At 72.2% G+C, this 21,298-nt stretch carries 17 protein-coding genes and 1 pseudogene; 9 read left to right on the top strand and 9 right to left on the bottom strand.

The genetic code is table 11. The annotated features are described in order from the left end of the window. Positions 1 to 37 precede the first annotated feature (37 nt). From KDK95_RS10170 to KDK95_RS10155, 4 genes are all read left to right on the top strand, one after another. Complete coding sequence (locus KDK95_RS10170) at positions 38 to 451, top strand: STAS domain-containing protein (protein ID WP_212517820.1); 414 nt, start codon at positions 38 to 40, stop codon at positions 449 to 451. A 44-nt stretch (positions 452 to 495) separates the two neighbouring features. Next, positions 496 to 1,302: a GAF and ANTAR domain-containing protein gene (locus tag KDK95_RS10165; RefSeq protein WP_212517819.1), complete on the top strand. Its 807-nt coding sequence runs from the start codon at positions 496 to 498 to the stop codon at positions 1,300 to 1,302. A gap of 90 nt (positions 1,303 to 1,392) precedes the next feature. Further along, the gene (locus KDK95_RS10160; protein ID WP_307844299.1) at positions 1,393 to 2,154 is read left to right on the top strand and encodes an SDR family oxidoreductase; all 762 of its coding nucleotides are present in this window, start codon (positions 1,393 to 1,395) and stop codon (positions 2,152 to 2,154) included. Between the two features lie 22 nt (positions 2,155 to 2,176). Further along, the gene (locus KDK95_RS10155) at positions 2,177 to 3,112 is read left to right on the top strand and encodes an NADP-dependent oxidoreductase (RefSeq protein WP_212517818.1); all 936 of its coding nucleotides are present in this window, start codon (positions 2,177 to 2,179) and stop codon (positions 3,110 to 3,112) included. Between the two features lie 133 nt (positions 3,113 to 3,245). Here KDK95_RS10155 and KDK95_RS10150 read toward each other — a convergent pair whose 3' ends face one another. Next, on the bottom strand, positions 3,246 to 8,744 hold the full coding sequence (locus tag KDK95_RS10150; protein WP_212517817.1) for an ATP-binding protein: 5,499 nt from the start codon (positions 8,742 to 8,744) through the stop codon (positions 3,246 to 3,248). A gap of 235 nt (positions 8,745 to 8,979) precedes the next feature. Here KDK95_RS10150 and KDK95_RS10145 point away from each other — a divergent pair, with 235 nt between their 5' ends. Together KDK95_RS10145 and KDK95_RS10140 are read left to right on the top strand one after the other, a co-directional pair. Further along, the gene (locus tag KDK95_RS10145) at positions 8,980 to 10,302 is read left to right on the top strand and encodes a Tim44 domain-containing protein (RefSeq protein WP_212517816.1); all 1,323 of its coding nucleotides are present in this window, start codon (positions 8,980 to 8,982) and stop codon (positions 10,300 to 10,302) included. A 94-nt stretch (positions 10,303 to 10,396) separates the two neighbouring features. Then, entirely contained in the window at positions 10,397 to 11,434 is a 1,038-nt protein-coding gene (locus KDK95_RS10140; RefSeq protein WP_212517815.1) for a hypothetical protein, read from the top strand. 34 nt (positions 11,435 to 11,468) lie between these two features. Here the strand turns inward: KDK95_RS10140 and KDK95_RS10135 are convergent, their stop codons facing one another. Then, positions 11,469 to 13,427, bottom strand: coding sequence for a serine/threonine-protein kinase (locus KDK95_RS10135; RefSeq protein ID WP_212517814.1), 1,959 nt, complete (start codon positions 13,425 to 13,427; stop codon positions 11,469 to 11,471). Positions 13,428 to 13,591: 164 nt separating this feature from the next. On the opposite strand from KDK95_RS10135, the gene KDK95_RS10130 reads away from it, so the two are divergent. After that, positions 13,592 to 14,239 carry a Bax inhibitor-1/YccA family protein gene (locus KDK95_RS10130; protein WP_212517813.1) on the top strand — a complete coding sequence of 216 codons (648 nt, stop codon included), beginning with the start codon at positions 13,592 to 13,594 and terminating at the stop codon, positions 14,237 to 14,239. Positions 14,240 to 14,324: 85 nt separating this feature from the next. On the opposite strand, the gene KDK95_RS10125 is transcribed toward KDK95_RS10130, so the two are convergent. The 5 genes from KDK95_RS10125 to chrA all read right to left on the bottom strand — a co-directional run bounded on the left by KDK95_RS10125 (position 14,325) and on the right by chrA (position 18,825). After that, on the bottom strand, positions 14,325 to 14,906 hold the full coding sequence (locus tag KDK95_RS10125) for a TetR/AcrR family transcriptional regulator (protein WP_212517812.1): 582 nt from the start codon (positions 14,904 to 14,906) through the stop codon (positions 14,325 to 14,327). A 58-nt stretch (positions 14,907 to 14,964) separates the two neighbouring features. After that, positions 14,965 to 16,398 (bottom strand): MFS transporter, encoded by a 1,434-nt coding sequence (locus KDK95_RS10120; RefSeq protein WP_212517811.1) that lies wholly within the window; start codon positions 16,396 to 16,398, stop codon positions 14,965 to 14,967. A gap of 165 nt (positions 16,399 to 16,563) precedes the next feature. Then, positions 16,564 to 16,704, bottom strand: coding sequence for a hypothetical protein (locus KDK95_RS10115; protein WP_212517810.1), 141 nt, complete (start codon positions 16,702 to 16,704; stop codon positions 16,564 to 16,566). A 182-nt stretch (positions 16,705 to 16,886) separates the two neighbouring features. After that, positions 16,887 to 17,516: an alpha-ketoglutarate-dependent dioxygenase AlkB gene (locus tag KDK95_RS10110; protein WP_212517809.1), complete on the bottom strand. Its 630-nt coding sequence runs from the start codon at positions 17,514 to 17,516 to the stop codon at positions 16,887 to 16,889. 61 nt (positions 17,517 to 17,577) lie between these two features. Then, positions 17,578 to 18,825, bottom strand: coding sequence for a chromate efflux transporter (gene chrA / locus KDK95_RS10105; RefSeq protein ID WP_212517808.1), 1,248 nt, complete (start codon positions 18,823 to 18,825; stop codon positions 17,578 to 17,580). A 189-nt stretch (positions 18,826 to 19,014) separates the two neighbouring features. On the opposite strand from chrA, the gene KDK95_RS10100 reads away from it, so the two are divergent. After that, positions 19,015 to 19,401 carry an Rv3488 family transcriptional regulator gene (locus tag KDK95_RS10100; protein ID WP_212517807.1) on the top strand — a complete coding sequence of 129 codons (387 nt, stop codon included), beginning with the start codon at positions 19,015 to 19,017 and terminating at the stop codon, positions 19,399 to 19,401. A gap of 166 nt (positions 19,402 to 19,567) precedes the next feature. Here the strand turns inward: KDK95_RS10100 and KDK95_RS10095 are convergent, their stop codons facing one another. Next, a complete protein-coding gene (locus KDK95_RS10095) occupies positions 19,568 to 20,047 on the bottom strand; it encodes a lipopolysaccharide assembly protein LapA domain-containing protein (RefSeq protein ID WP_212517806.1) in 480 nt (159 codons plus the stop codon). A gap of 92 nt (positions 20,048 to 20,139) precedes the next feature. Here KDK95_RS10095 and KDK95_RS10090 point away from each other — a divergent pair, with 92 nt between their 5' ends. Further along, positions 20,140 to 21,165: an L-threonylcarbamoyladenylate synthase gene (locus KDK95_RS10090; RefSeq protein ID WP_249160823.1), complete on the top strand. Its 1,026-nt coding sequence runs from the start codon at positions 20,140 to 20,142 to the stop codon at positions 21,163 to 21,165. Between the two features lies 1 nt (position 21,166). Here KDK95_RS10090 and KDK95_RS10085 read toward each other — a convergent pair. Next, positions 21,167 to 21,298 (bottom strand): annotated as a pseudogene (locus tag KDK95_RS10085) (integrase core domain-containing protein); the annotation flags it as partial.

Raw genomic sequence — 21,298 nt, 5'->3', positions numbered from 1 at the left:
AGCCCGGAAGAACGCAGACGTGTCGGGAGCGACACCAATGGCGTCCGATTCATCCGGATCTCTTGTCGGGGGCGACCCTGAATACGACCATGTGCGCTCGTGGCTGCTCACGACGCGGCTGCGCGCCGAAGCGCGCGATCCCGGCCTGCAGGTGCTCACGGTTCGGGGCGAGATCGACCTCAACACCGTCGAGCAGCTGTCCGACGCGGTGTGGGCGGCCTTCGGGCACCGGCCGCGCCGGCTCACGCTCGACCTCGCCGGAGTCGAGTTCATCGGCGTCGTCGGGGTGCGCGCGCTCGTCGCCCTGCTCGAACCCGCCGCGATCTTCGGCTGCCGGCTTGCGGTGCGCAATCCCTCCCTGGCCGTCCGCCGCGTCTTCGAACTCCTCCCGCCGCCCGCGGAACTGCGTTTCGAGCCCGATCTTCGCAGGTCGGAGGGGGTGAACGAATGATCGGCGGCTGAGACGGGCACTCGGGGTCCAGGAAGGGAGGAGAGATGACCGACATCGACTGCTCGACCCGGCTCGCCCGCGAGTTCGCCGTTACCTCGGCTTCGCTGCTGGGCCACTCTTCACTGGAGAACACCGTGCAGGCGGTCGCCGACATGGCTCCCGACGCGGTCCCCGGCGCCGAAGCGGCCGCCGTGTGCGTGCTGCGCCGCGGAGTGCTGGAGACCCCGTCATTCAGCGATGACCTGGGCTTGGACCGCGAGGCGATCCGCGCCGTACTCACCGAGGGCCCGTACGTGCGGGCCGCGGCCGAGGGCCGGACGGTGCTCGTCGAAGACCTCGCCGAGGAGTCCCTCCGGTCCGCGTTCGCGTTCCAGGCCGCGGACCTCGGCGTACGCAGCATGGTCGCGGTACCGCTGCACCTTTCGGCGGGGGTGCGCGGCGCGCTCGTCGTGCTCTCGCGCAAGCCGGAGACCTTCGACGGCGCCGTGATCGAACGCGCGGAGATCTACGCCGCGCACGCCTCGGCCGCGCTGGACACCGCGCGCTCGGCCGACTCGCTGCGCGATGCCGTGCGGACCCGGCAGGTGATCGGCGAGGCCACCGGAATCCTGATGGAGCGCCACCGGATCGACGACGGCCGCGCCTTCGACATGCTGGTGCGCGCCTCGCAGAACCTGAACGTCAAGCTCAAGGCCGTCGCCGAGCGCGTCGTGCAGACCGGCCAGGACCCGCACACCCTGGGCCGGCCCGACCTGCCCGCGCGTCGCACGGCGCCGGCGGGCCGCCCGCTGCGCGGCGCGGGTATGCGCCGGACGGATACTCTGAATGACAAGGATGCATTGGACAAATAATCCCGAGCCGCGGAAGGTGGATCCCGGCGGCCTAGCCGCCGACGGACACCGAGCGCGGGCCTGCGCGCGGACCTCGAACCGGGAGCGATCGTGAGCAGTCTGATTTCAGAGGGCGGATCCGGAGAGCGCAGGGTGGCGCTGGTCACCGGCGGCTCGGGCGGCATCGGCAGCGCGGTCTCGCGCCGCCTCGCCGCGGACGGCATGGCCGTCGTCGTCCACTACGCGGGCAGCGCGGCGTCGGCCGAGGCCGTCGCCGAGTCGATCACCGCCGACGGCGGCACGGCGCTCGCGCTGCCGGGCGACGTAGCCGAGCCGGAGCAGATGACCGCGCTCTTCGACGCCGTCGAGGAGCGCTTCGGCGGCATCGACGTCGTCGTCAACACCGCCGGGATCATGCTGCTGGCGCCGCTGGCCGAGATGGAGCTGGAGGCCTTCGACCGGATGCACCGGGTCAACGTGCGCGGCACCTTCGTGGTCTCCCAGCTCGCCGCCCGCCGGCTGCGCCGCGGCGGCGCGCTCGTCAACTTCTCCACCTCGGTGACCAGGCTCCAGCAGCCCGAGTACGCCGCCTACGCCGCGACGAAGGGCGCGGTCGAGGCCATGACCCTGATCCTCGCCCGCGAGCTGCGCGGCCGAGACGTCACCGTCAACGCGGTGGCGCCCGGACCGACCGCGACGCCGCTGTTCACCCAGGGCAAGAGCGACGAGCTGATCGCCCGGATCGCGTCCGCCGCCCCGCTGGAGCGGCTCGGCACGCCCGAGGACATCGCCGAGTCCGTCGCTTTCCTGGCCGGAACCGGCGGCCGCTGGATCAACGGGCAGGTGCTGTTCGCCAACGGCGGCATCGCCTGATTCCCGGACCGGAGGACCGAATATGAAAGCCGTGCGCTTCCACCGCTACGGAGACGTCGACGTGCTGGGCGTCGAAGACGTCGAGCCCCGTCCGCTCGGGCCGGGCGAGGTTCTCGTCGCGGTGATGGCCGCCGGGATCAACCCCGGCGAGACCAAGATCCGGACCGGTGCCCTGCACGAGCGGTTCCCGGCGACGTTCCCGTCCGGGCAGGGCAGCGACTTCGCCGGCACCGTCGCCGCCCTCGGCGACGCGGTGACCGGCTGGGCTGCCGGGGACCAGGTCCTCGGCTGGAGCTGGGAGCGCTCCAGCCAGGCCGAGTACGTCGTCGTCCCCGCGGACCAGCTCGTCCGCAAGCCCGACGAGCTCCCCTGGACCGTCGCCGGCGCCCTCTACGTCGCGGGCGCCACCGCCTACGCCGCCGTCGAAGGCGTCGATCCGCGCGCCGGGGAGACCGTCGTCGTCACCGGAGCCACCGGCGGCGTCGGCAGCCTGGCGGTCCAGCTCCTGCGCCTGCGCGAGGCGAACGTGGTCGCGATCGCCTCCACCCGGCACCGGACCTGGCTGGAGTCCCAGGGCGCCACTTTCGTCGAGTACGGCGACGGCGTCGCCGACCGTCTCCGCCGCGCGATCGAGGGCGGAACCGGCGGCGTGGATGCGTTCCTGGACTTCCAGGGCCGCGACTACCCGGACCTGGCGCTCTCGTTCGGCGTGCCGCCCGAACGAATCAACACGCTGGATTACGGCGCCGCGGCACGGCTCGGCACCCGCTCGCAGGGCAGCGCCGAAGGCACCAGCCAGGCGGTGCTGGCCGAACTCGCGCAGCTCGCGGCGAGCGGCCGGATCGAGGTGCCGATCAGCCGGACCTATCCGCTGGCCGAGGTCAGGGCGGCCTTCACCCACCTGGAGAACGACCACCCGCTCGGCAAGGTCGTCCTGGTGCCACCCGCCCTCGCCTGAGGACCGTGTCGCGCTCACGGGCAGGTGCTTCGGCCGACCCTCCAGGGGGAGTGGCGGCCTCCGGGAACGGCCGTGCCCCGCGCTCGGGTGAGCGCGGGGCACGAACCGTGGATCAGCCGATCGGCGAGCGGGGTCAGCCGAGACGCGCCTCGATGGCCTCGATGATGCGCGGGCGCAGCTCGGCGGCGCTGATGACGGCGTCGACCGAGCCGACCTCCACAGCGCGCCGGATGTTGTGCACGCGGTCGAACTCGGTGGCCACCTCGGTGAGCTTCTCCGTGCGCACCGTCGCGCGGGTCTCGTCGAGTTCGGCGGTCAGCGTGGCACGCTCGGCACCGGCCGACGCGGCCACGCGGGCCTCGAGTCCGCGGATGCGCGGGTCGTTGGCCGTGCGCGCGTTGACGTCGGCGGTGAACACCACCGCGGCCGCCGGCGCGCCGCCGAGCACCGAGGCGAACGAGCCCTCCAGCGCCAGCACGGTCATGTTCGGGTTCAGCGTCTTCGAGAAGACCACGAACGCGCCGCCGTGGTACCGCGAGATCACGCAGAACACGATCGGGCCGTCGAAGTTCACGATCGCACGGCCGATCTCCGCGCCGTACTCCAGCTGCAGCTTGCGCAGCGACTCCGGCGAGCCGTCGAAGCCCGAGAGGTTCGCCAGCACCACCAGCGGCCGGTTGCCGCTGGCCGCGTTGATCGCCCGCGCGGCCTTCTTCGAGGACTGCGGGAACAGCGTGCCCGAGGTGTAGGTGTCGGGGCCGTCGGCCGGCGGGAAGCCGCGCCGCGCCACCGAGCGCGACTCGATGCCCAGCAGGCACACCGGGATACCGCCGAGGTGCACGTCCTGCACGACCGCGGTGTCCGCCTCCGCCATGCCCGCCCAGCGCTCCAGCACCGCGTGGTCCTGGTCGGCGACGGCGCGCATCACGGCCCGGATGTCGAACGGCTTCTTGCGGTCCGGGTTCGCCTCCGCGGAGAAGATCTCGCCGACCGTGCTGAAGTCGCTGTCCGGCGACGAGTGCGGGAAGGCCGAGATGTCCCGGTCAAAGGGGTCGTTCGTGGCCGCGCGGCGCGGGTGCCGCTCGCCGGGCGCGATGTAGCAGTGGTCGTAGTGCGCCATCACCACGTCGCGCGCGCCCATCAGGTCCGCGGCCCAGTACTGCGCCTGGCCGTTCGGGCCCATGATCCGGTCGTAGCCGCCGATGCCGAAGTTGTCCTCGGCCGAGACGCCGCCGGAGAAGTCCAGCGACTGCTTGCCGGTCAGCACCATCGCGGAGTCCGGCGTCATCACCAGGATGCCCTTGGTGTGCATGAGCATCGTCGCCTCGGCGTTCCAGTACGGCTGCGCCCCGACGTTGATCCCGGCCACCACGACGTTGATCTCGCCGCCGTCCTGGGTGAACTCGACGATCCGCTTGAGCGCGGCGGCGACCCAGTCCATGTTCTCGGTGCCGGACTCCATCGAGATCCGGGCGCCGGCCGAGAGCGCGTACCACTCCAGCGGCACCCGCATCCGCTCGGCGAGGTCGATCGCCGCGATGATCCGGCGGCACTCCGGCTCGGAGAGCGCGCCGAGCGCCTTCGTGGGGTCGCCCAGCAGCAGCACGCGGGTGACGCCCTCGGGGTAGCGCTCGGTCGGCGTGGTCACCACGCCCGCCACGATCGCCGCGCTGTTGCGGCCCTTCGGCCGGTCCACCGGCACCAGCCCCCCGGCGTCGTCGAGGTCGTACTCGGCGAACGCGCCGAGCAGGCCGGTCAGCTCGTACGGGTAGACCGTGTTGCGGCTGCTGGCCCGCAGCACCTTGAGCCGGTAGCCGTCGAGCGGCTCGACCAGCTCGTCGGACGGCTCGCCGATGATCAGCCTGCTGCCGCCGGTGGCGTCGAAGGTGAAGCGCACCTCCACCTTCGCCAGCGCGCCGGTCTCCGGGTCGCGCTGCCGGGCGATGAACAGGATCTCCTCGAGCCCGGCGCCCGCGGTGGTCGGCATCACGCGCGCGGCGATCGTCTCGACCTCGGCGCGGGTGATCTCGATCGGCGGCCAGACGTAGATGACGATCCGGTTGGTCGGGAAGCGGTTCTTCGCCGGCCGCCGCGACTGCGCGCGCCGGATCGAGTCGAGGCACGCGGCGACGGTGTCCTCGGCCGTGGGCAGCGCGGCCAGCCGGCCCTCGTGGTCGCGCAGCTCGGTCAGGTCGCGGACCTGCGCGAAGGCGACGAGGCGGTCGTCGTCCTTGTTCTGCTTGGCCACGCACTGGAAGAGGTAGACCTCCTCGTCCGAGGAAGGCAGCCGGGTGAGGTCGAACTCGCGCAGCCGCTCGAGCTGCATCCGCTGCGCGATGTACGGGTGCAGGCCGCGGATCAGCCGCTCCTCGGCCATCCCGTTCTCGCCCGGCCGGAAGGTGAAGTGATGGTGCATCACCGCACCGCCGATGCCCGCGACGGTGGCGGTCAGCCGGCGCACCCGGCCCGGCAGCGGCTGGCCGTCGATCACGGCCTGCAGGCCGGCGGCCAGCGCGTCCGAGTCCTCCGGCTGCTTCTCCCAGGAGAGGTAGACGTCCGCGTCGACGCCGTCCTCGCCGGCCTCCGCGACCTCGGCCAGGCCGCGCAGCGCGGCGCCGAACTCGTCGAAGACCACCGCCGTGGACGCGAGCCGGGATCCGGCCCGCTCGGCGACCACGAACCGGCAGCCGCCCGCGTCGAGCGTGCGGACGTCGACCAGGCCCTTGTTGCCGTAGTAGCGCCGGGTCAGCACCTCGAGCATCGGCGCGTGGTCCAGCCTGTGGTCGACGCTGTCGCGGCCGATGCGCTGGCTGAGCAGCCGGACCAGCGGCTCGGTGCTGGCGACCATCGCCGCGATGTGCTCGGCGCGGTCCGGCGCCTGGGGGTTCGCGTCCAGGTGACGCAGGCGCCTGCGGACGTCGGCGTAGACGCGGGCGCGGTTGCGGCGCAGCAGCGGCTGGCCGAACCACCCGAACACCACGCCGCGGGAGAGGTCGGAGACCACCGGGAAGCGCACCTGCGTCGCCGCGACCAGGCGTTCGAGCGCGAGGCCCGCGGTCTCGCGCAGCTCGTCGTCCGCGGGCGGCGCCTCGGCCAGCCACGCCCGCAGCAGCGCGGTCACGGCGTTGGCGTCGGAGGAGGCGCGCTGGAGCGCGAGGAAGATCCGGAAAACGGCCTCTTCCAGCTCCGGCGTGCGCTCGAGGTCGGTCACCCCGTAGTGCCCGAGCGCCTTCGCCAGCCGCGCCTTGAAGGACTCGGACAGTCCGGCGCGCTCGGCGTCGAGGCTCTGCAGATAGGTGTGGAAGTACTCGCGCGCGCTGTGCACGCGGGTCTCGGTGCCGCCCTCGTCGCCCGCCTGCCGGTTGCGGCTGAGCTCGGACAGGTCGGCGAACACCGACAGCAGGTCGATCTCCTCGGCCAGCGGGCGCCGGCCGGCCTCGGCCAGCTCCTCCCGCGCGGCGAGGTAGTCGGCGAGCACCCGGCTCTCGTCGTGCGGGTCCACGTCGAAGCCCAGCAGCAGGCTGCGAATGTCCTGCAGTCCGCGCAGCGCCCGCTCCCGGGCCGGCACGTCGCAGCTCACGGCGGGCAGTTCGAGGCGGATGCCCTCGGTGTCGGCGGCTCCCGGGGCGGCGTCCTTCCCGGCCTCCTCGCCCTCCTCGGCCAGCGGCTCCAGACGGAGGATCGCCGCGCCGGTCTCGACCTGGCTGCCGACCGTCACCGAGCATTCCTTGAGCCGGGCGCGGAAGGGCGCGCGCAGCACCGTCTCCATCTTCATGCTCTCCAGCACGACGATCGGCGCGCCGGCCTCGACCTCGGCGCCGACCGCGACCGGCACGGCGACCACGAGCGCGCGGGCGGGGGAGCGCACCACGCCGCCCTCGCCCCGGCTGACCCGGTGCGCCACGCCGTCCACCTCGACCAGGTAGACCGGGCCGTGCGTGCCGGTGACCAGGCGGAACCGGGTGCCGTTGACGATGATCTGGCCGGTGTGCTCGTCGAAGCGGTCGAGCTCGACGTCCGCGGTGTGCGTCTGCCCGGCCGCGTCGATGCCGACCCGGAACCGGCGCGCGCCGACCCGGGCCACCTTCACCCCGTAGGCCGCGCCGCGCAGCATCAGCTCCAGCGGACGGCCGCTCTCGTGCGCCACCTGCGGACGTCCGCCGAACGCGGTCGAGAGCAGCCGCTGCCGCTCGACGCCCTCCTCGTCCTCGTACGCCTCGATGGCGGCCGCGGCCAGCGCGATCGCGGAGTGGCGGTGCGAGACCAGCCGGCCCTCGCCGCGCACCCGGTCGATCCAGCCGGTGTCCGCGCTGGCGTCGATCACCTCGGGCTGGTCGAGCAGGTCGAGCACGAAGCTCTTGTTGGTCGCGCCGCCCTCGATCAGGACCGTGGTCTCCAGCATGGCGCGGCGCAGCCGGCCGAGCGCCTCGTCCCGGTCCCGGCCGTAGGCGATGATCTTCGCGATCATCGAGTCGAAGTCGGCGGGGATCGTGTCGCCCTCGCTCACACCGGTGTCCACCCGGATGCCGGGGCCGGCCGGCAGGTCGAGCCGGGCGATCCGGCCGGGGGAGGGGGCGAAGTCGCGGTCCGGGTCCTCGGCGTTCAGCCGCGCCTCGACGGCGTGCCCGCGCTCGGCCGGGATCTCGCCGGTCAGCCTGCCGCCCGACGCGACGTGCAGCTGCAGCTTGACCAGGTCGACGCCGGTGGTCGACTCCGTGATCGGGTGCTCCACCTGAAGGCGGGTGTTGACCTCGAGGAACGCGAACAGCTTCTCGCCCGGGTGGTAGAGGAACTCGACGGTCGCCGCGCCGCGGTAGCCCACCGCGACCGCGAGCCGCTCGGCCGAGGCCTTGAGCTCCGCGGTCTGCTCGGGGCCGAGCACCGGCGAGGCCGACTCCTCGATGACCTTCTGGTTGCGCCGCTGCACCGAGCAGTCGCGCACGCCGAGCGCCCACGCGGTGCCCTGGCCGTCCGCGATGACCTGCACCTCGACGTGCCGGGCGCCGGTGACCAGCCGCTCGAGGAAGACGATGCCGCTGCCGAAGGCCCGGGCCGCCTCCAAGCTGGTGCGCTCGTACGCGTCGACGAGCTCGGCCTCGTTCGTGATCACGCGGATGCCGCGTCCGCCGCCGCCCGCGGTCGCCTTGAGCATCAGCGGGTAGCCGATCTCGCCCGCCGCGCGCACCGCCGCGTCCAGGTCCTCGACCGCCCCGCGGCTCCACGGAGCCACCGGCACGCCGACCTCCTCGGCCAGCAGCTTCGCGCCGATCTTGTCGCCGAGCCTGCGCATCGCGTCCGCGCTCGGCCCGACGAACGTCACCCCGATCCGCGCGCACAGCTCCGCGAACGCCGGGTCCTCCGCGACGAACCCCCAGCCGACCCACGCCGCGTCCGCCCCCGACTCGACCAGCGCCCGCTCCAGCACGGCGAGGTCCAGGTACGGCCGCGCCGAGGCCTTGCCCAGGTCGTAGGCCAGATCCGCCTCGCGCACGAAGGTGGCCGTCCGGTCGACGTCGGTGTACAGCGCGACCGTCTCGATCGGCGCGCCGGTCTCCGCGGCGAGGTCTCGGACGGCGTGGATGAGCCGCATCGCGGCCTCACCCCGGTTGACGATGGCGACGCGACTGAACACCGAAGCAAGCCTTCCTTGCAGTTAAAGCACAATGGGAACCGTCTGCACCGGTTCCCCTGCCACGACCATTCTGGCGGCTCCGCCCACGTCTGGGCATGCCGGGGTGGAAGCAGGCCTCGCGCCGAGCTTTGTGGGGTGTCGCCAAAAACGGGCCGCGCCCGGCGCTGACGTCCGCCGGGGTACGCGACCGGTAGCCTGGTCCGGGGGTTGTTTCCGATTCTTCAGGAGGACACGCGTGCGTGCCGGTCGGCGGATTCTTGTGCTCGCTGCGGTCGCGGGGCTGGGCAGCCCGGCTGTCGCGTACGCCCGCGGTGGGGGCGGCAGTCACGGATTCAGCGGCGGCGGAGGCGGCGGTGGCGGTGGCTACCACGGGACGACCGGCGGGTACGGCGGCGTGGGCGGCGTCTACGTGGCCGGTGGCGGCAGCGCCGTCGGTCTGCTGATCCTTATCGCGATCGTCGTGCTGGTCCTCTGGTTCCGGTCGCGCAGCCGGAGGGCGGGGAACCGGAGCGGGCTGAACACCGCGTCAGACCGCACGGCCCACCGAGCGGACGCGCAGGCGGCGCTGCGGGCCACGCAGATCGAGGCGCGGGTCGCGGGGATCGCGGACACGGATGCGACGTTCGATCTCGAGACGCTGAAGCAGCGTGCTGTCTGGTTGTACGGGACCGCGCAGCGCGCGTGGACCGACCAGGACTACAGCACTCTGCGGCAGATCATGTCTCCGGTGCTCTACGGCAAGTGGGCCGAGGAGCTGCGCGACTACGCGTCACGAGGCGAGGTCAACGTCGTGGAGATCCTGGCCGGCCCGAAGGTCGAGCTGGTCGACGTCGCGAACCGGTCCGGCGAGGTGAACGACACCGTCACCTTCCGCATCACCGCGACGCTCAACGACTACGTGCGCCGCGTCAACGGATCGCAGGCCGTGCGCAAGGACGGCTCGTCGACCCCTGTCGAGTACTGGACGCTGCGCAAGGACGACGCCGGGGCGTGGATCGTCGCGTCGATCGAGCAGGCGGAGGAGGGCGCGCACCACCTGACGAACGCCATCGAGACGGACGGCTGGGATCAGAGGGCCGTCAAGCGTGAGGCCGTGCTCGAAGTGGCGGGGCAGTCGACGGTCAGGGGCGAGAGCGACATCCTCGCGCTCACGAACATCTCGTGGAGCACCGACGCCGATGCGGCCGCCACTGACCTGAGCCTGGTCGACGCCCGGTTCGACAAGTCCGTCCTCGAGGTCGCCGTGGAGCAGTTCCTCGAGGAGTGGGTCATGAACGACGGCAGCCTCGACTTCACGTCTGTACGCACCCCGAACCGCACGGTCATGCGCCAGGCTTCCGTCGCGTCGATCGAAGTGCGCTCGCTCGTCTCGCGCGATCCGGTGGTCTTCAGCATCGCCGTCGGCGCGGAAGGCCTCTACTACGAAGTCGACCGCCGCACGGAGGAGGTGCTCCGCGGCGACGCCCACAAGCGCCGCTCCGTCACCCTCGGCTTCGACCTGCGCCTGGACGAGGAGGCGGCGAAGGGCTGGACCGTGGTCGCCGCAGAGGTGAGGTAATACCCGTCGTTTCCCTGGGGCGGTCGCGGGTAATGGTCGAAAAGTGCACCTTCGCCCACGAAGAATCACCTGCGCCGCCTTAGGGGCGCTTGCCATGACGCTGATCGCGCCGGCCGCGGCCTGGGCGGCGGAGCCGCCCAGCGTGTTCGGGACCGGGACCGCCTCGGGGATCGTCGACCGGGCCGGCCAGAAGGACAACGAGGTCTGGTTCGCGGCCCAGGATCCGAACAGCCGCGCGAAGCTGTTCCTGAGCTACAACACCACGCCGGCGCTGGGGTCGCCGGTGCCGGCGATCGCGATCGTCGGGATGGTGCCGCAGGACGACACCGCCTTGGCGGCGAGCAACGGGTGGTTCGAGGAGCCGGTTCCGGTGCCGCTGGGGTATTCGGTCGCGGACGATCCGCCGTCGATCGTCTCGCCGGAGGGCTCGGCGGTCTACGATCCGGCGCGCGGGGCGTACCACATCACCTTGACCACGAGCCTCGGCGTGCTGGCCGACCTGTGGTTCTCCGGGCCCGTCGGCGGACTGACGGATCCGGCGATGTGGGACGGGCAGACGTCGTACTGGAACCAGTCCATCGGGACCGGGACGGTGAACGGCTGGATCGTCTTCCCCGGCGAGACGGCGAAGACCGCCGTTACGAACTGGGGCGCCGAGCAGGAGACGCAGTCGGGCACCTACGAGCTCGGCTCGATCCCCATCGAGCAGGCGCCGCACAACGGCTACTACTACGCCCAGTCGGTCAACGCCGACGGATCGGCCACGACGTTCTACGTCTTCCCGGAGCTCGATGGAACGATCCGCGGGATCCTGACGAAGACGACGGCCGGCGGGCAGGTGCTGGAGTGCGAGCCGAGCGGGAGCGGGCAGACGACGGCTGCGGACTGGTACACCGATCCGGGCGGGGTCAGCTATCCGCTCTCGCTTTCAGCGCACTGCGCCGACATCAAGACCGGGGCCGAGCTGAGCGCGAGTTGGAGCACCACACCGGCTCAGAGCAACGCCTACTACGTCGACGTGGCCCTCGGCGGCTTCGCGGCGGTGCAGAGCAACGCGACGTCGCCGGGCGCGAAGGCGGCGTGGATTCAGCACGTGGCGGACGACGGGCACTTCGGGCCGTACTTCAGCTGACATCTACTCAGTGGCGCCGGGTAGTGGGTGTGGATCACGCGGTCCCGGCGTCGAACCAGATCTGCGCCGTGTCGTTCGCATTGCAGGTCTCGGTAACGTAGCTGCCGCTCTTGTACGCCAGGCACCCGCCAGCGGGGCTCTCCAACGTTCCGCCTTGCGCCGTGCGCGATCCGATCTCCCAGTACTGGCCGCTGTACGCGTCGCAAAGGCCGAGGGTGGCGTAATTGTCACCTTCGCCGTTGATACAGTCGCCGTTGGCCTGATTCACGATCTCGAACGTGTTGCCGGACTCCTTGACCGCGGTCCAGCCCTCGCTCGACCCGCCGGTGCACGAGGCGCTCGTCGGCGTGACGCCGCCGCCGTCCTCCACACAGTTCTTCTGCCCGACGTTCTCGAGCATGCTGGGTGTGGAGAACGAGACCACGGCCGGGTCCGACGTGCTCTGCCCGCTGGTGCCGCCGCTTCCGCTGCTGCCGCCGCTCGAGCTGTGGCTTGTGCCGGCGGTCGTCCCGCTGCTCGTGGCGCCCGCCGTCGATCCGCCGTTGCTTCCGCCCGTAGCAGAGTCCTGGCTGTTTGCGGAGCTGATCGGCTCGCTGGCCGAACGCGAGACGCCGGGCTTGCCGGATTCGCCAGGTGACGCAGTGGACGACGCCGAGACGCCGTGGCCCGGCGTCGCGGTCGCACTGCCCGGGTTCGCGTTGCCCGGCCCCTGGGCGCTGTTCGCCGAGGACGAGGTGGTGAACGGTGCGAGATGCAGTCCGTAGAGCGCGGCGGTCGTACCTGTCACGAGGATCACCGGCAGAACCAGCGCCAGCGTCTTGCGAGAGACGTGGCGCTTGCGCCGGCCGGGGTGTCCGGCATCGGAACCCGGTCCAGCGGGGCCCTTCTGCGCACGTGGATCCGCGTTCTGAATCGTCTGGACGTCGTCCGGACCCGGCGGCACCGGCACTGCCCCGAGCGCGAGCGCCTCGGTCTCCTCCTCGACCGGGATGGCAGGCTCGGAGGGCGGAGCGGTCGCCGCGAATTCCGCGCGGACCCTGATTCGCCGGGCGATGACCTCCGGCCAGGCCGGCTCCGCCGCGCCTTCCAGAACCGTTTCCCCTTCGTCGTCCGCGGCGGCGAACCTCTCCGCCACGAGATCGGCCAGTTCCGCGGCCGACGGACGCTTCGCGGGGTCTTTGGCCAGGCACCGCGCCACGAGCGCGCCCAGTTCCGGGTCGAGCTCGTTCAGCGTTCCCAGATCAGGCTCCTGGTGGATGATCCGATAGAACAGGTCCGCTCCGGCCCCCTCGCCGAAGGCCGGAATCCCGCTCGCCGCGAAACCGAGCATGCTGCCGAGCGAGAAGATGTCGACGGCCGGCGTCAGATTCTTCACGGCTTGCGCCTGCTCGGGCGCCATGTAAGCGGGCGTCCCGACGGCTACGCCGGTCGCTGTCACAGAGCTCTGATCAACGGCTCGGGCCACGCCGAAGTCGATGAGCTTCAGACCGTCCTCGGTGAGCATCACGTTGGAGGGCTTCAGGTCCCGGTGCACGATGCCCCGCGCCGCGACCGCTCGCAGGCTCTTCGCGAGCTCCCACGTCAGGGTCCACAGGGTCTCCGCGGGAAGCGAGCCGCCGTTCAGGCAGACCGCCTCGTGCAGCGTCACGCCAGGGACGTACTCCGTCGCGAACCACGGCGGCCGCGCGGTCAGATCCGCCGCGAGCAGCCGGGCGCTGACACCGGAGGGCAGCTTCGCCTGATTGCCCAGTTCCTGCCCGAAGTGGTGAAGGAAGACCTTGTCGCCCGCCAGATGCGGCAGCACGCTCTTCACCGCCGCGTAGCCCTCCGGCGCGAGGCCGAGGTACACCCGACCCATGCCGCCCGACCCGAGCACCGCGTTGATCGGGAACGCCCCGATCCGCCGCGGGTCCTCGGCCTCCAGCGGTTCGGCACCGATCGCCGCGTAATCGTGTTCTACGGCGTTGTCGTCTACAGCCCCCTGCTCGTTCACCCGGTGAAAGTAGCAGAGCCCTCATGGGGACCGGTCCTGGACCGCACGGTCACGTCACCCTGCGCCCCCCGGCGTTCTCCTTCCGGCTGCTCCGGACGCGTATCATCGCGACCAGCGCGGATCGGTCCGGATGCCGCGGCGGAGGAAGTGGGTAGGAACCCGGCATGTACAACGCAACCCTGAGCCAGCCGAGCTACCGGATCTCCGCGAACACACTGTTCGCGCAGACCATGACGTATGTGGCCGGAACGGCCGGGCTCTTCGCGCTCGGCGCCTACCTGGGCCGGAACCTCAGCGGCGGGGCGGGCATCATCGCCTACATCGTCGCGTTCGTCTGCCTGATCGCGATGCGTGCCACCGCCCGCCGCTCCAAGGAGGCGACGCTCGCGCTGCTCGGCGCGTTCGGGCTGCTCATGGGCGTGGCCCTCGCCCCGACCCTGGTCTACTACGCCACCGCGAACCCGCAGGCGCTCTGGCAGGCCGGCGGCGCGACCGCGCTGTTCATCGCGGGCCTCGGCTCCGCTGGGTACGCCACCCGCCGCGACCTGTCCGGCGTCGCCCGCGCCAGCTTCTGGGCGCTGCTCGCGCTGATCCTGTTCGGGGTCGTCACGATCTTCGTCCGGATTCCGCACAGCTCGATGATCTACTCGATCGCCGGCCTGGTGATCTTCGCCGGATTCACCCTCGTCGACTTCCAGCGCCTGCGCCGCTCCCAGGACATCAACTCGGCGCCGCTGCTCGCCGCGTCGATCTTCCTGGACATCCTGAACGTCTTCCTGTTCTTCCTGAACCTCCTGGGCCGCCGCAACTGAGCAACTGAGCCGTGCCACCGCCCGACGGCGAAGGGCCGTTTCCGCACGCGGCGGAGACGGCCCTTTCGTGTTCGGGAGGCGGTGGTCAGCGGCCCGGGAGCGCGGCGTCGAGCAGCGTCTCGGCGGCCGCCCGCGAGACCGTGTACGCGGCCGGGTCGTGGTCGAGCCGGGCGGAGAGGCAGCCGCCGTCGTACAGCAGGTGCAGCTTCCGGCCGAGGTCGGCCGGGTCGCCGGCGCCCGCCTGCTCGGCGAGGTCGGTGAACAGCTGCCGGATCCGGCCGCGGAAGGCCGCGGTGACCTGCTCCACCTGGTCGCCGGGGTGGGACTCGGCGCTGGCCCGGACGAACGCGCAGCCGCGGTAGCCCGACTCGGCGGCGGCCTCGGCCTGGGCCTCGAACACCCCCAGGATGCGCTCGCGCGCCGACTCGTAGCGCGCGATGTACCCGAGGATGCGGTCGAGGACCCGGGTGCCCCGCTGATCGAGGTAGGCGCAGATCAGCGCCTCCTTGCTGCCGAACGAGTTGTACAGCGACGCCTTGGCGACGCCGGCCTGCTCGATCACCCGGTCGATGCCGACGGTCCGCACGCCCTCCTGGTAGAAGAGCTCGTCCGCGGCGGCCAGCAGGCGATCGCGGGCCGTGCCCTTCACCGCGCTGTGAACAGTCATCGGAAACACCTCCTGAACAGACCGATCTGTCTATGGTAAACCGCGTGGTCGGGCGGTGTCACGCGCCCTCGGCCGCCACCTTCTCACGGCCCGTGGAGCGCGCCGGGCGCAGGAGTTCGACGAGGGCGGGGATCGCCAGCACGATCACCGCCGCGCCGAACTCGTACGCTGTGGTGACCAGGCCGCCGCCGTGCACGACGAGGAACCCGGCGATCACCGCGGGCAGGCCCAGGCCCAGGTAGGAGACCGTGTAGAGCAGCGAGAGCACCCCGGAGCGCTCGTGGGCCTCGGCGCGCGGGACCACGGTCCGGATGCCGCCCTGGAAACCGCTGCCGAAGCCGACGCCGGCGATGACCGTGCCGACGAAGAACAGCGTGATCGAGCGCAGATCGAGGGCGAGCAGGGTGACCGCCACGCCGCTGATCAGCGAGAGGATGCCGGTGCGCATCACGGTCCTGGCCTCGGCGCGCCGCAGCACGACGATCGCGACCACGGCCGGCGCCGCCAGCGCGGTCAGGCTCAGCGAGCCGAGGATCGCCTCCGAAGAGCCGGTCAGTTCGCGCACGAGCGCCGGGCCGAGCGCGCCGTAGAGGCTCGCCAGCGCCCAGACCGCGAACAGCACCGGTGCGGCGACGAGCACGGATCCGCGCAGTTGACGCGGCAGCTTGATCTCGGGCACGAGCGTGGCCAGCGCGCCGGGCTTGGGGGTGACGGTCTCGCGGATCGCGAGGACGCCGAGGGCCTGCAGCACGAACACCCCGAGCAGCGCGAAGTAGACCAGCTGGGTCGGCGCCGGCAGGTAGCGGACCAGTATCGCCGAGAGCAGCGCGCCGCTACCTGTGCCCATTCCGGGCGAGACCGAGTTGGCGAACGTCCCGCGCTCCCGGTCGATGTCGAGCATCCCCGCGCCGATCGCGCCGAGCGCCGCGCCGGTGGACAGCCCCTGGATCACCCGTGCGGTGATCAGCATCGGCACGCCGTCCGCAGTAGCGAACACCAGCAGCGACGCCGCCTGCGCGGCGATCGCAGCCAGCAGGATCGGGCGCCGCCCGAGGTGGTCGGACATCTTGCCGAGCGTCAACAGCGCGACCAGCACGGCCAGCGCGTAGACCCCGAAGACCACGGTCGTGGTGATCGGACTGAAGCCCCATCGCGCCTGGTAGATCGCGTACAGCGGGGTCGGCGCGGCGGACGACGCGAGCAGCGACACGATGAGCGACGCCAGCAGGAAGATCGCCGGCCGCCCGGACAGCCGGGGCACCCGCGTGATCCGCGCCTGCCGCCCTTGCCGATGCTGCCGTCCCTGCCTTCCCACATCGGAGGCGACCGCGGCTGCGCGCCCGGCCCCCGCCGAAATGCCGCCCGGCCCCGTGGCCGGTTCAGCGGCGACGGACGCCGCCAGCGGGAGCGGCCGTACGAAGCCGTCCACCCACGGGTGTCCTCGATGCGTGCGTGCGGGGCGCGGCCCGGGCGCGGACATGGTCTCGGTCATGATGGGCTCCTCGCCGGATTGAAAAGACAGGTCTGTCTAGTGCTGCACACCCTAAGACAGACAGGTCTGTCTAGTCAAGGATTCAGCGCGAGGGCAACGGTTCGGCACCGACCGCCTCGGCGTCGGCGTCTGATGAAGGCGACAGGGGCGGCCGGGCCAATCGCCTCAGCGTCGGCGTTTGATGAAGGCGACGGTCGCGGCGGCGGCGACCAGGAAGAGGATGAGGGTGCCGGCGACGGTTTCGGCACCGGTGTAGGACGGCACGCCGCTGAGCGCGGCGGCGAGGGGCGGGCTCGCGGTGGCCACGTGTCTGCTCGTTCCCCGATGGGGTCGGTCCGGGTGGATGAGGGCATGGAACGGCGCCCGCAGACGACGCTAGCGCGACCGCGGGCAGGAGCGTAGCCCCCCAGGGTGCTGATCCGGGGACGGAGGCGATTCCGATGCCGGAGGGGTTGATTCCTCGTCAGAATTCGGGCAGGGCGGCGCGGTCAGCCGACGTTGTGCGGGCGGAACTGGGCGCTGATGCGGGGGCCGACGGGGCGTGCGGTCTTCGGGACGGAGTGGTCCCAGGTGCGTTGGCAGCTGCCGCCCATGACGACGAGGTCGCCGTGCCCGACTTCGTGCCGCTGGACCGGCCCGCCGCCGCGCGGGCGGAGCGCGAGGGTGCGCGGCGCGCCGAGGGAGAGGATCGCGACCATCGTGTCGTGCGTGCTGCCACGGCCGAAGCGGTCGCCGTGCCAGGCGACGCTGTCCCGTCCGTCGCGGTACAGGCACATGCCGACGCTGGTGAACGGCTCGCCGAGTTCGGGGGAGTAGTGCGCGCTCAGCTGCTCGCGGGCCGCGGCCAGGATCGGATCCGGGAGCGGCTCGCCGTCGCGGTAGCCGCAGAGCAGCCGTGGCACGTCGACGACCCGGTCGTACATCCGCCGCCGCTCCGCCTGCCACGGCAGCCGGTCGACCAGCCGCGCGAACAGCTCGTCCGCGCCGGTGATCCAGTGCGGTCGCACGTCCAGCCAGGCGCCGTGGCCCAGCTCGATCCGCCGCAGCGACGTGGCCAGCGAACCGACGGCGACCTCGTCCGCGAGATCCAGCAACGAGCCCTGCAGTGCTCCCTTCATGGGTTCACGGTAACACCCGATCGAACCTGTGTGCGAGAAAATATCGGGGTGGATCCGGCGGCTACGAGACGGCGGCTCCGGCGAGGGCGGCGATGACGCCGCAGGCGGCGGCGAGCAGCAAGGTGGAGACGACGCCGCGGCGGGCCGCGAAGAGCCAGAGCGCGGCGGCGGCGAGCAGCAGGTACTGCCAGTCGTGCGAGAGGGCGCGGGCGAGCGGGATCGCGGAGCCCGCGATCGCGCCGATGACCGTCGGCCCGGCGCCGGTCAGGAACGCCTGGACCGGCTGGTTGCGCCGCAGCCGGTCGAAATGCCGGCCGCCGAGCAGGATGAATGCGAACGACGGGCTGAACGCGACGGCCACGGCGAGCAGTCCGCCGCCGATCCCCGCCGCGGCGTAGCCGACGACGCCGGTGGTGAGCACGACCGGTCCCGGCGTGATCTGGCCGAGGGCGACGGCGTCGAGGAACTGGGCGCCGGTCATCCAGTGGTACGTGCTCACCGCGTCGTGCTGCATCAGCGGGATGATGACGAATCCGCCGCCGTACGACAGGGCGCCGACCTTGAACGCCGTCCACGCGAGGGCGGCCAATCCGCCGGTGGCGGCCGCCGCGGGGAGGGCGAGCGGGAGCGCGGCCTTCGGTGAGACGGGATTTCCCGCTGCGCCGGGGCGGATGCGTACGCCGATCTCGATGACGCCGCACGCGATGAGGATGAGCACCAGGTAGGGGCCGATCGTCGCCGCGGCGGCTCCGCCGATCAGCGCGTAGACGATCCAGCGCACGCGGGCGGCGCGGGGGGCGTGGCGGCCCGGCTGCCGAGGATCCTGGATCCGGTTCCAGCTGGCGGGCGCGAGGCCCCAGGCGGCGTGGACCGCGACCGCGGGCACGGCGGCGCCGGCTCCGGCGGCGGCGCCCAGCACCCAGGTCGGCGGATGCGCGGCGAGGAAGAGCGCGGCGAGCGCGAGGATCATCACCAGGCCAGGACAGATGAAGCAGAGCCCCGCGACGACGGCGCCGGCCCGGCCGCGCAGCCGGTAGCCGCACCAGATCGCCAGCTGGGTGGAGGCGGGCCCGGGCAGCAGGTTGCAGGCGGCGATCGCGTCCTCGAACTCGCCCGCCGGGATCCAGCGGCGGTTCGTCACGCACAGCCCGCGCAGCAGCGCGATGTGCGCGGGCGGCCCGCCGAACCCGGTGACCCCGATCCGCCCCCACTCCCGGGCGATGACGCGCAACGGCACGTCCGCGACGGCCTCGCCGGACGGCGCGGCGTCGTCCGCCGGGGAATCGGCGCGACCCTGCTCTAGCCCCACGTTCGGTCCCTTCGCCCTTCGATATCGCTTCACGATATCGGCAGCCGCTATCGGTGGGCCAGTGAACGGCCGGTGAACGGTGGCGATCAAGGCCGCCGCCGACGGTAGTATCGGAAGCCGATATCGGTTCCATCACCGCGCGCACCGCGCCGCCACCACGGCGCCGGACCGGGCGGGAGCGGAGGGGTCGTGCGCGATTTCGTACGCGGCGCGGTGCGGCTGCACATCCTGCATCACGCGGCCGAGCAGGAGATTCACGGGGCGTGGATGACCGAGGAGCTCGCCCGCCACGGCTACAGGATCAGCCCGGGGACGCTGTATCCGACGCTGCACCGGCTGGAGGGCGAGGGGCTGCTGACCTCGCGCCAGGAAGCGGTGGACGGGAAAGTCCGGCGGCTCTACCGGGCCACCGACGCCGGGCACGCGGCGCTCGCCGAGGACCGCGCCGCCCTCGCCGAACTGGTGCGCGAGGTGCTCCCGGGCTTCCGCGTCGTGCAGACGGGCCCAGCAGGAGCCGGGGCCGCCGCGAGCGGCGCGGACGGGGCCCACCGCGAAGCTTCGACGGAGTCGCGGTGAGCCTGAGCCGCAGGTCGGGTCGCAATGGCCGGTCTGGAGTCGGTTAGCTCGGTCGAGTCCCCGGTTGACGCCGCGAGCGGCGCGGACCGCGAAGCTTCGACGGAGTCGCGGTGAGCCTGAGCCGCAGTTCGGGCCGCTGCTGCCGGTCCGGCGTCGGGGGAGTCGGTTAGCTCGGTCGGGTCTCCGGCTGCTGCGGGGGCGCTGTCGGTGCCGCCGCCGTCGGGTCCGGTGCGCCAGGCGCTGTCGTCACCGGAGCGCCCGCCTGCCGGCCGGACGCGGGAGCCGGACCGTCGCCGGGGGCGACGGCCTCCTCCTGGCCCTCTCGGAGGCGGAACGCGAGGTGCTCGCGGTCCTGGTGCAGCCGTCGCGCGGCGCGCTTGAGCTGGAGGATGCGGCCGCCGCCGGGGACGACCACCAGCAGCACGCCCAGGGCGGCGGCCAGCAGCAGCGCGACGCCGAGCGGCGCGTTGAAGTGCGCGCCGTAGAAGTGGACCTGCACGCTCTGGCCGTTCATCAGAATGAACACGAGCAGCAGCACGAGGACCGCGGCGCCGAGAGCGAGCATCAGCCAAGTTCCGCCCAACCGCGTGCCCTTGACCTGAGCCGGGATGGGTGCGGCACCCTTCACATCGGTCTTCTCGCTCACGGTGATCCTGCCCTCCTCCGCAAGGCCTCTCCCTCGCCTCGGCAATCGCTGTGCGTATCAGCACCTATCTTGTGCCCGCCCTCGCCGGATTCATGAACGCCGTGCCGGGGGCAAGCGCGGAACGTGAGAGAATTTCGCGGGTGACAGCGACACCGAGCGACATCCAGGCGGCCGCCGACGTACTGCGCGCGGGAGGCCTGGTCGCCTTCCCGACCGAGACCGTCTACGGCCTGGGCGCCGACGCGGAGAACCCCGCCGCCGTCACCCGCACGTTCACCGTCAAGGGCCGTCCGCCGTCCCATCCGCTGATCGTGCACATCGCGGGCCTCGAGCACCTGGACGCGTGGGTCGCCGACGTCCCCGAGACCGCCCGCGTGCTGGCCGAGCGCTTCTGGCCGGGGCCGCTCACGCTCGTGCTGCGGCGCAGTCCCCGCGTGCCGCTGGAGGCGACCGGCGGCATGGACACGGTCGCCGTGCGCGTGCCGGACCACCCCGTCGCCCTCGAACTGCTGAAGGCCTTCGGCGGCGGCGTCACGGCCCCGTCCGCCAACCGCTTCGGTTCGGTCAGCCCGACCACCGCGGAGCACGTGCGCTCCGAGCTGGGCGACGCGGTCGACTTCGTGCTCGACGGCGGCCCTTGCCACGTCGGGGTCGAGTCGACCATCGTCGACACGACCGGCGAGGTCCCGAGCGTCCTGCGGCCCGGCGGCGTCACCCGCGAGCAGCTCGAGGAGGCCCTCGGCCGCCCCCTCGCGGTCGACTCGTCCAGCCGCATCCGCGTGCCCGGGCAGCACCCCTCGCACTACGCGCCGCGCGCGACGGTCGTCCTGGTCGAGCCCGGCGACGTCATCGCCGAGGCTCAGCGCGCGCAGGAGGAGGGACACCAGGTGGGCGTGTTCCTGCCGCCGCAGTTCGCCGACGCCCCGGTGAAGGCGCACGCCGTCGCCGTCGTGCCAGGCTCGGACGCGGAGTACGCCCGCGAGCTCTACGGTTTCCTGCGCGAGCTGGACCAGCGCGGCTGCGATCTGATCATCGCCTCGCTGCCGGCGGAGGAGGGTCTCGGGCTCGCCATCGCCAACCGGCTCCGCCGCGCCGCGGGACCCCGCTCCGGCCGCTGACCTAGGTGTTCTGTCCTGTGAGGTTGGGTACGCGGCTGGCGGGTGGTTGGCCTTTGAGCGCGGTGTGTGCTCGGTGATGGTTGTAGATGTGCAGCCAGGGGTCAAGCGCGGCGCGTCGTTCGGATTCTGAGGC

The organism is Actinospica acidithermotolerans (assembly GCF_018139625.1).
Classification (GTDB): domain Bacteria; phylum Actinomycetota; class Actinomycetes; order Streptomycetales; family Catenulisporaceae; genus Actinospica; species Actinospica acidithermotolerans.
The sequence above is the reverse complement of the archived record's forward strand: the minus strand, read 5'-3'. Positions and strand labels throughout refer to the sequence as shown.

Coding starts and splice junctions, on each gene's coding strand:
- KDK95_RS10140 (WP_212517815.1), top strand. CDS start 10,397: ATGACGCTGATCGCGCCGGCCGCGGCCTGGGCGGCGGAGCCGCCCAGC.
- KDK95_RS10170 (WP_212517820.1), top strand. CDS start 38: ATGGCGTCCGATTCATCCGGATCTCTTGTCGGGGGCGACCCTGAATAC.
- KDK95_RS10110 (WP_212517809.1), bottom strand. CDS start 17,516: ATGAAGGGAGCACTGCAGGGCTCGTTGCTGGATCTCGCGGACGAGGTC.
- KDK95_RS10130 (WP_212517813.1), top strand. CDS start 13,592: ATGTACAACGCAACCCTGAGCCAGCCGAGCTACCGGATCTCCGCGAAC.
- KDK95_RS10155 (WP_212517818.1), top strand. CDS start 2,177: ATGAAAGCCGTGCGCTTCCACCGCTACGGAGACGTCGACGTGCTGGGC.
- KDK95_RS10090 (WP_249160823.1), top strand. CDS start 20,140: ATGAACGCCGTGCCGGGGGCAAGCGCGGAACGTGAGAGAATTTCGCGG.
- KDK95_RS10125 (WP_212517812.1), bottom strand. CDS start 14,906: ATGACTGTTCACAGCGCGGTGAAGGGCACGGCCCGCGATCGCCTGCTG.
- KDK95_RS10120 (WP_212517811.1), bottom strand. CDS start 16,398: ATGACCGAGACCATGTCCGCGCCCGGGCCGCGCCCCGCACGCACGCAT.
- KDK95_RS10165 (WP_212517819.1), top strand. CDS start 496: ATGACCGACATCGACTGCTCGACCCGGCTCGCCCGCGAGTTCGCCGTT.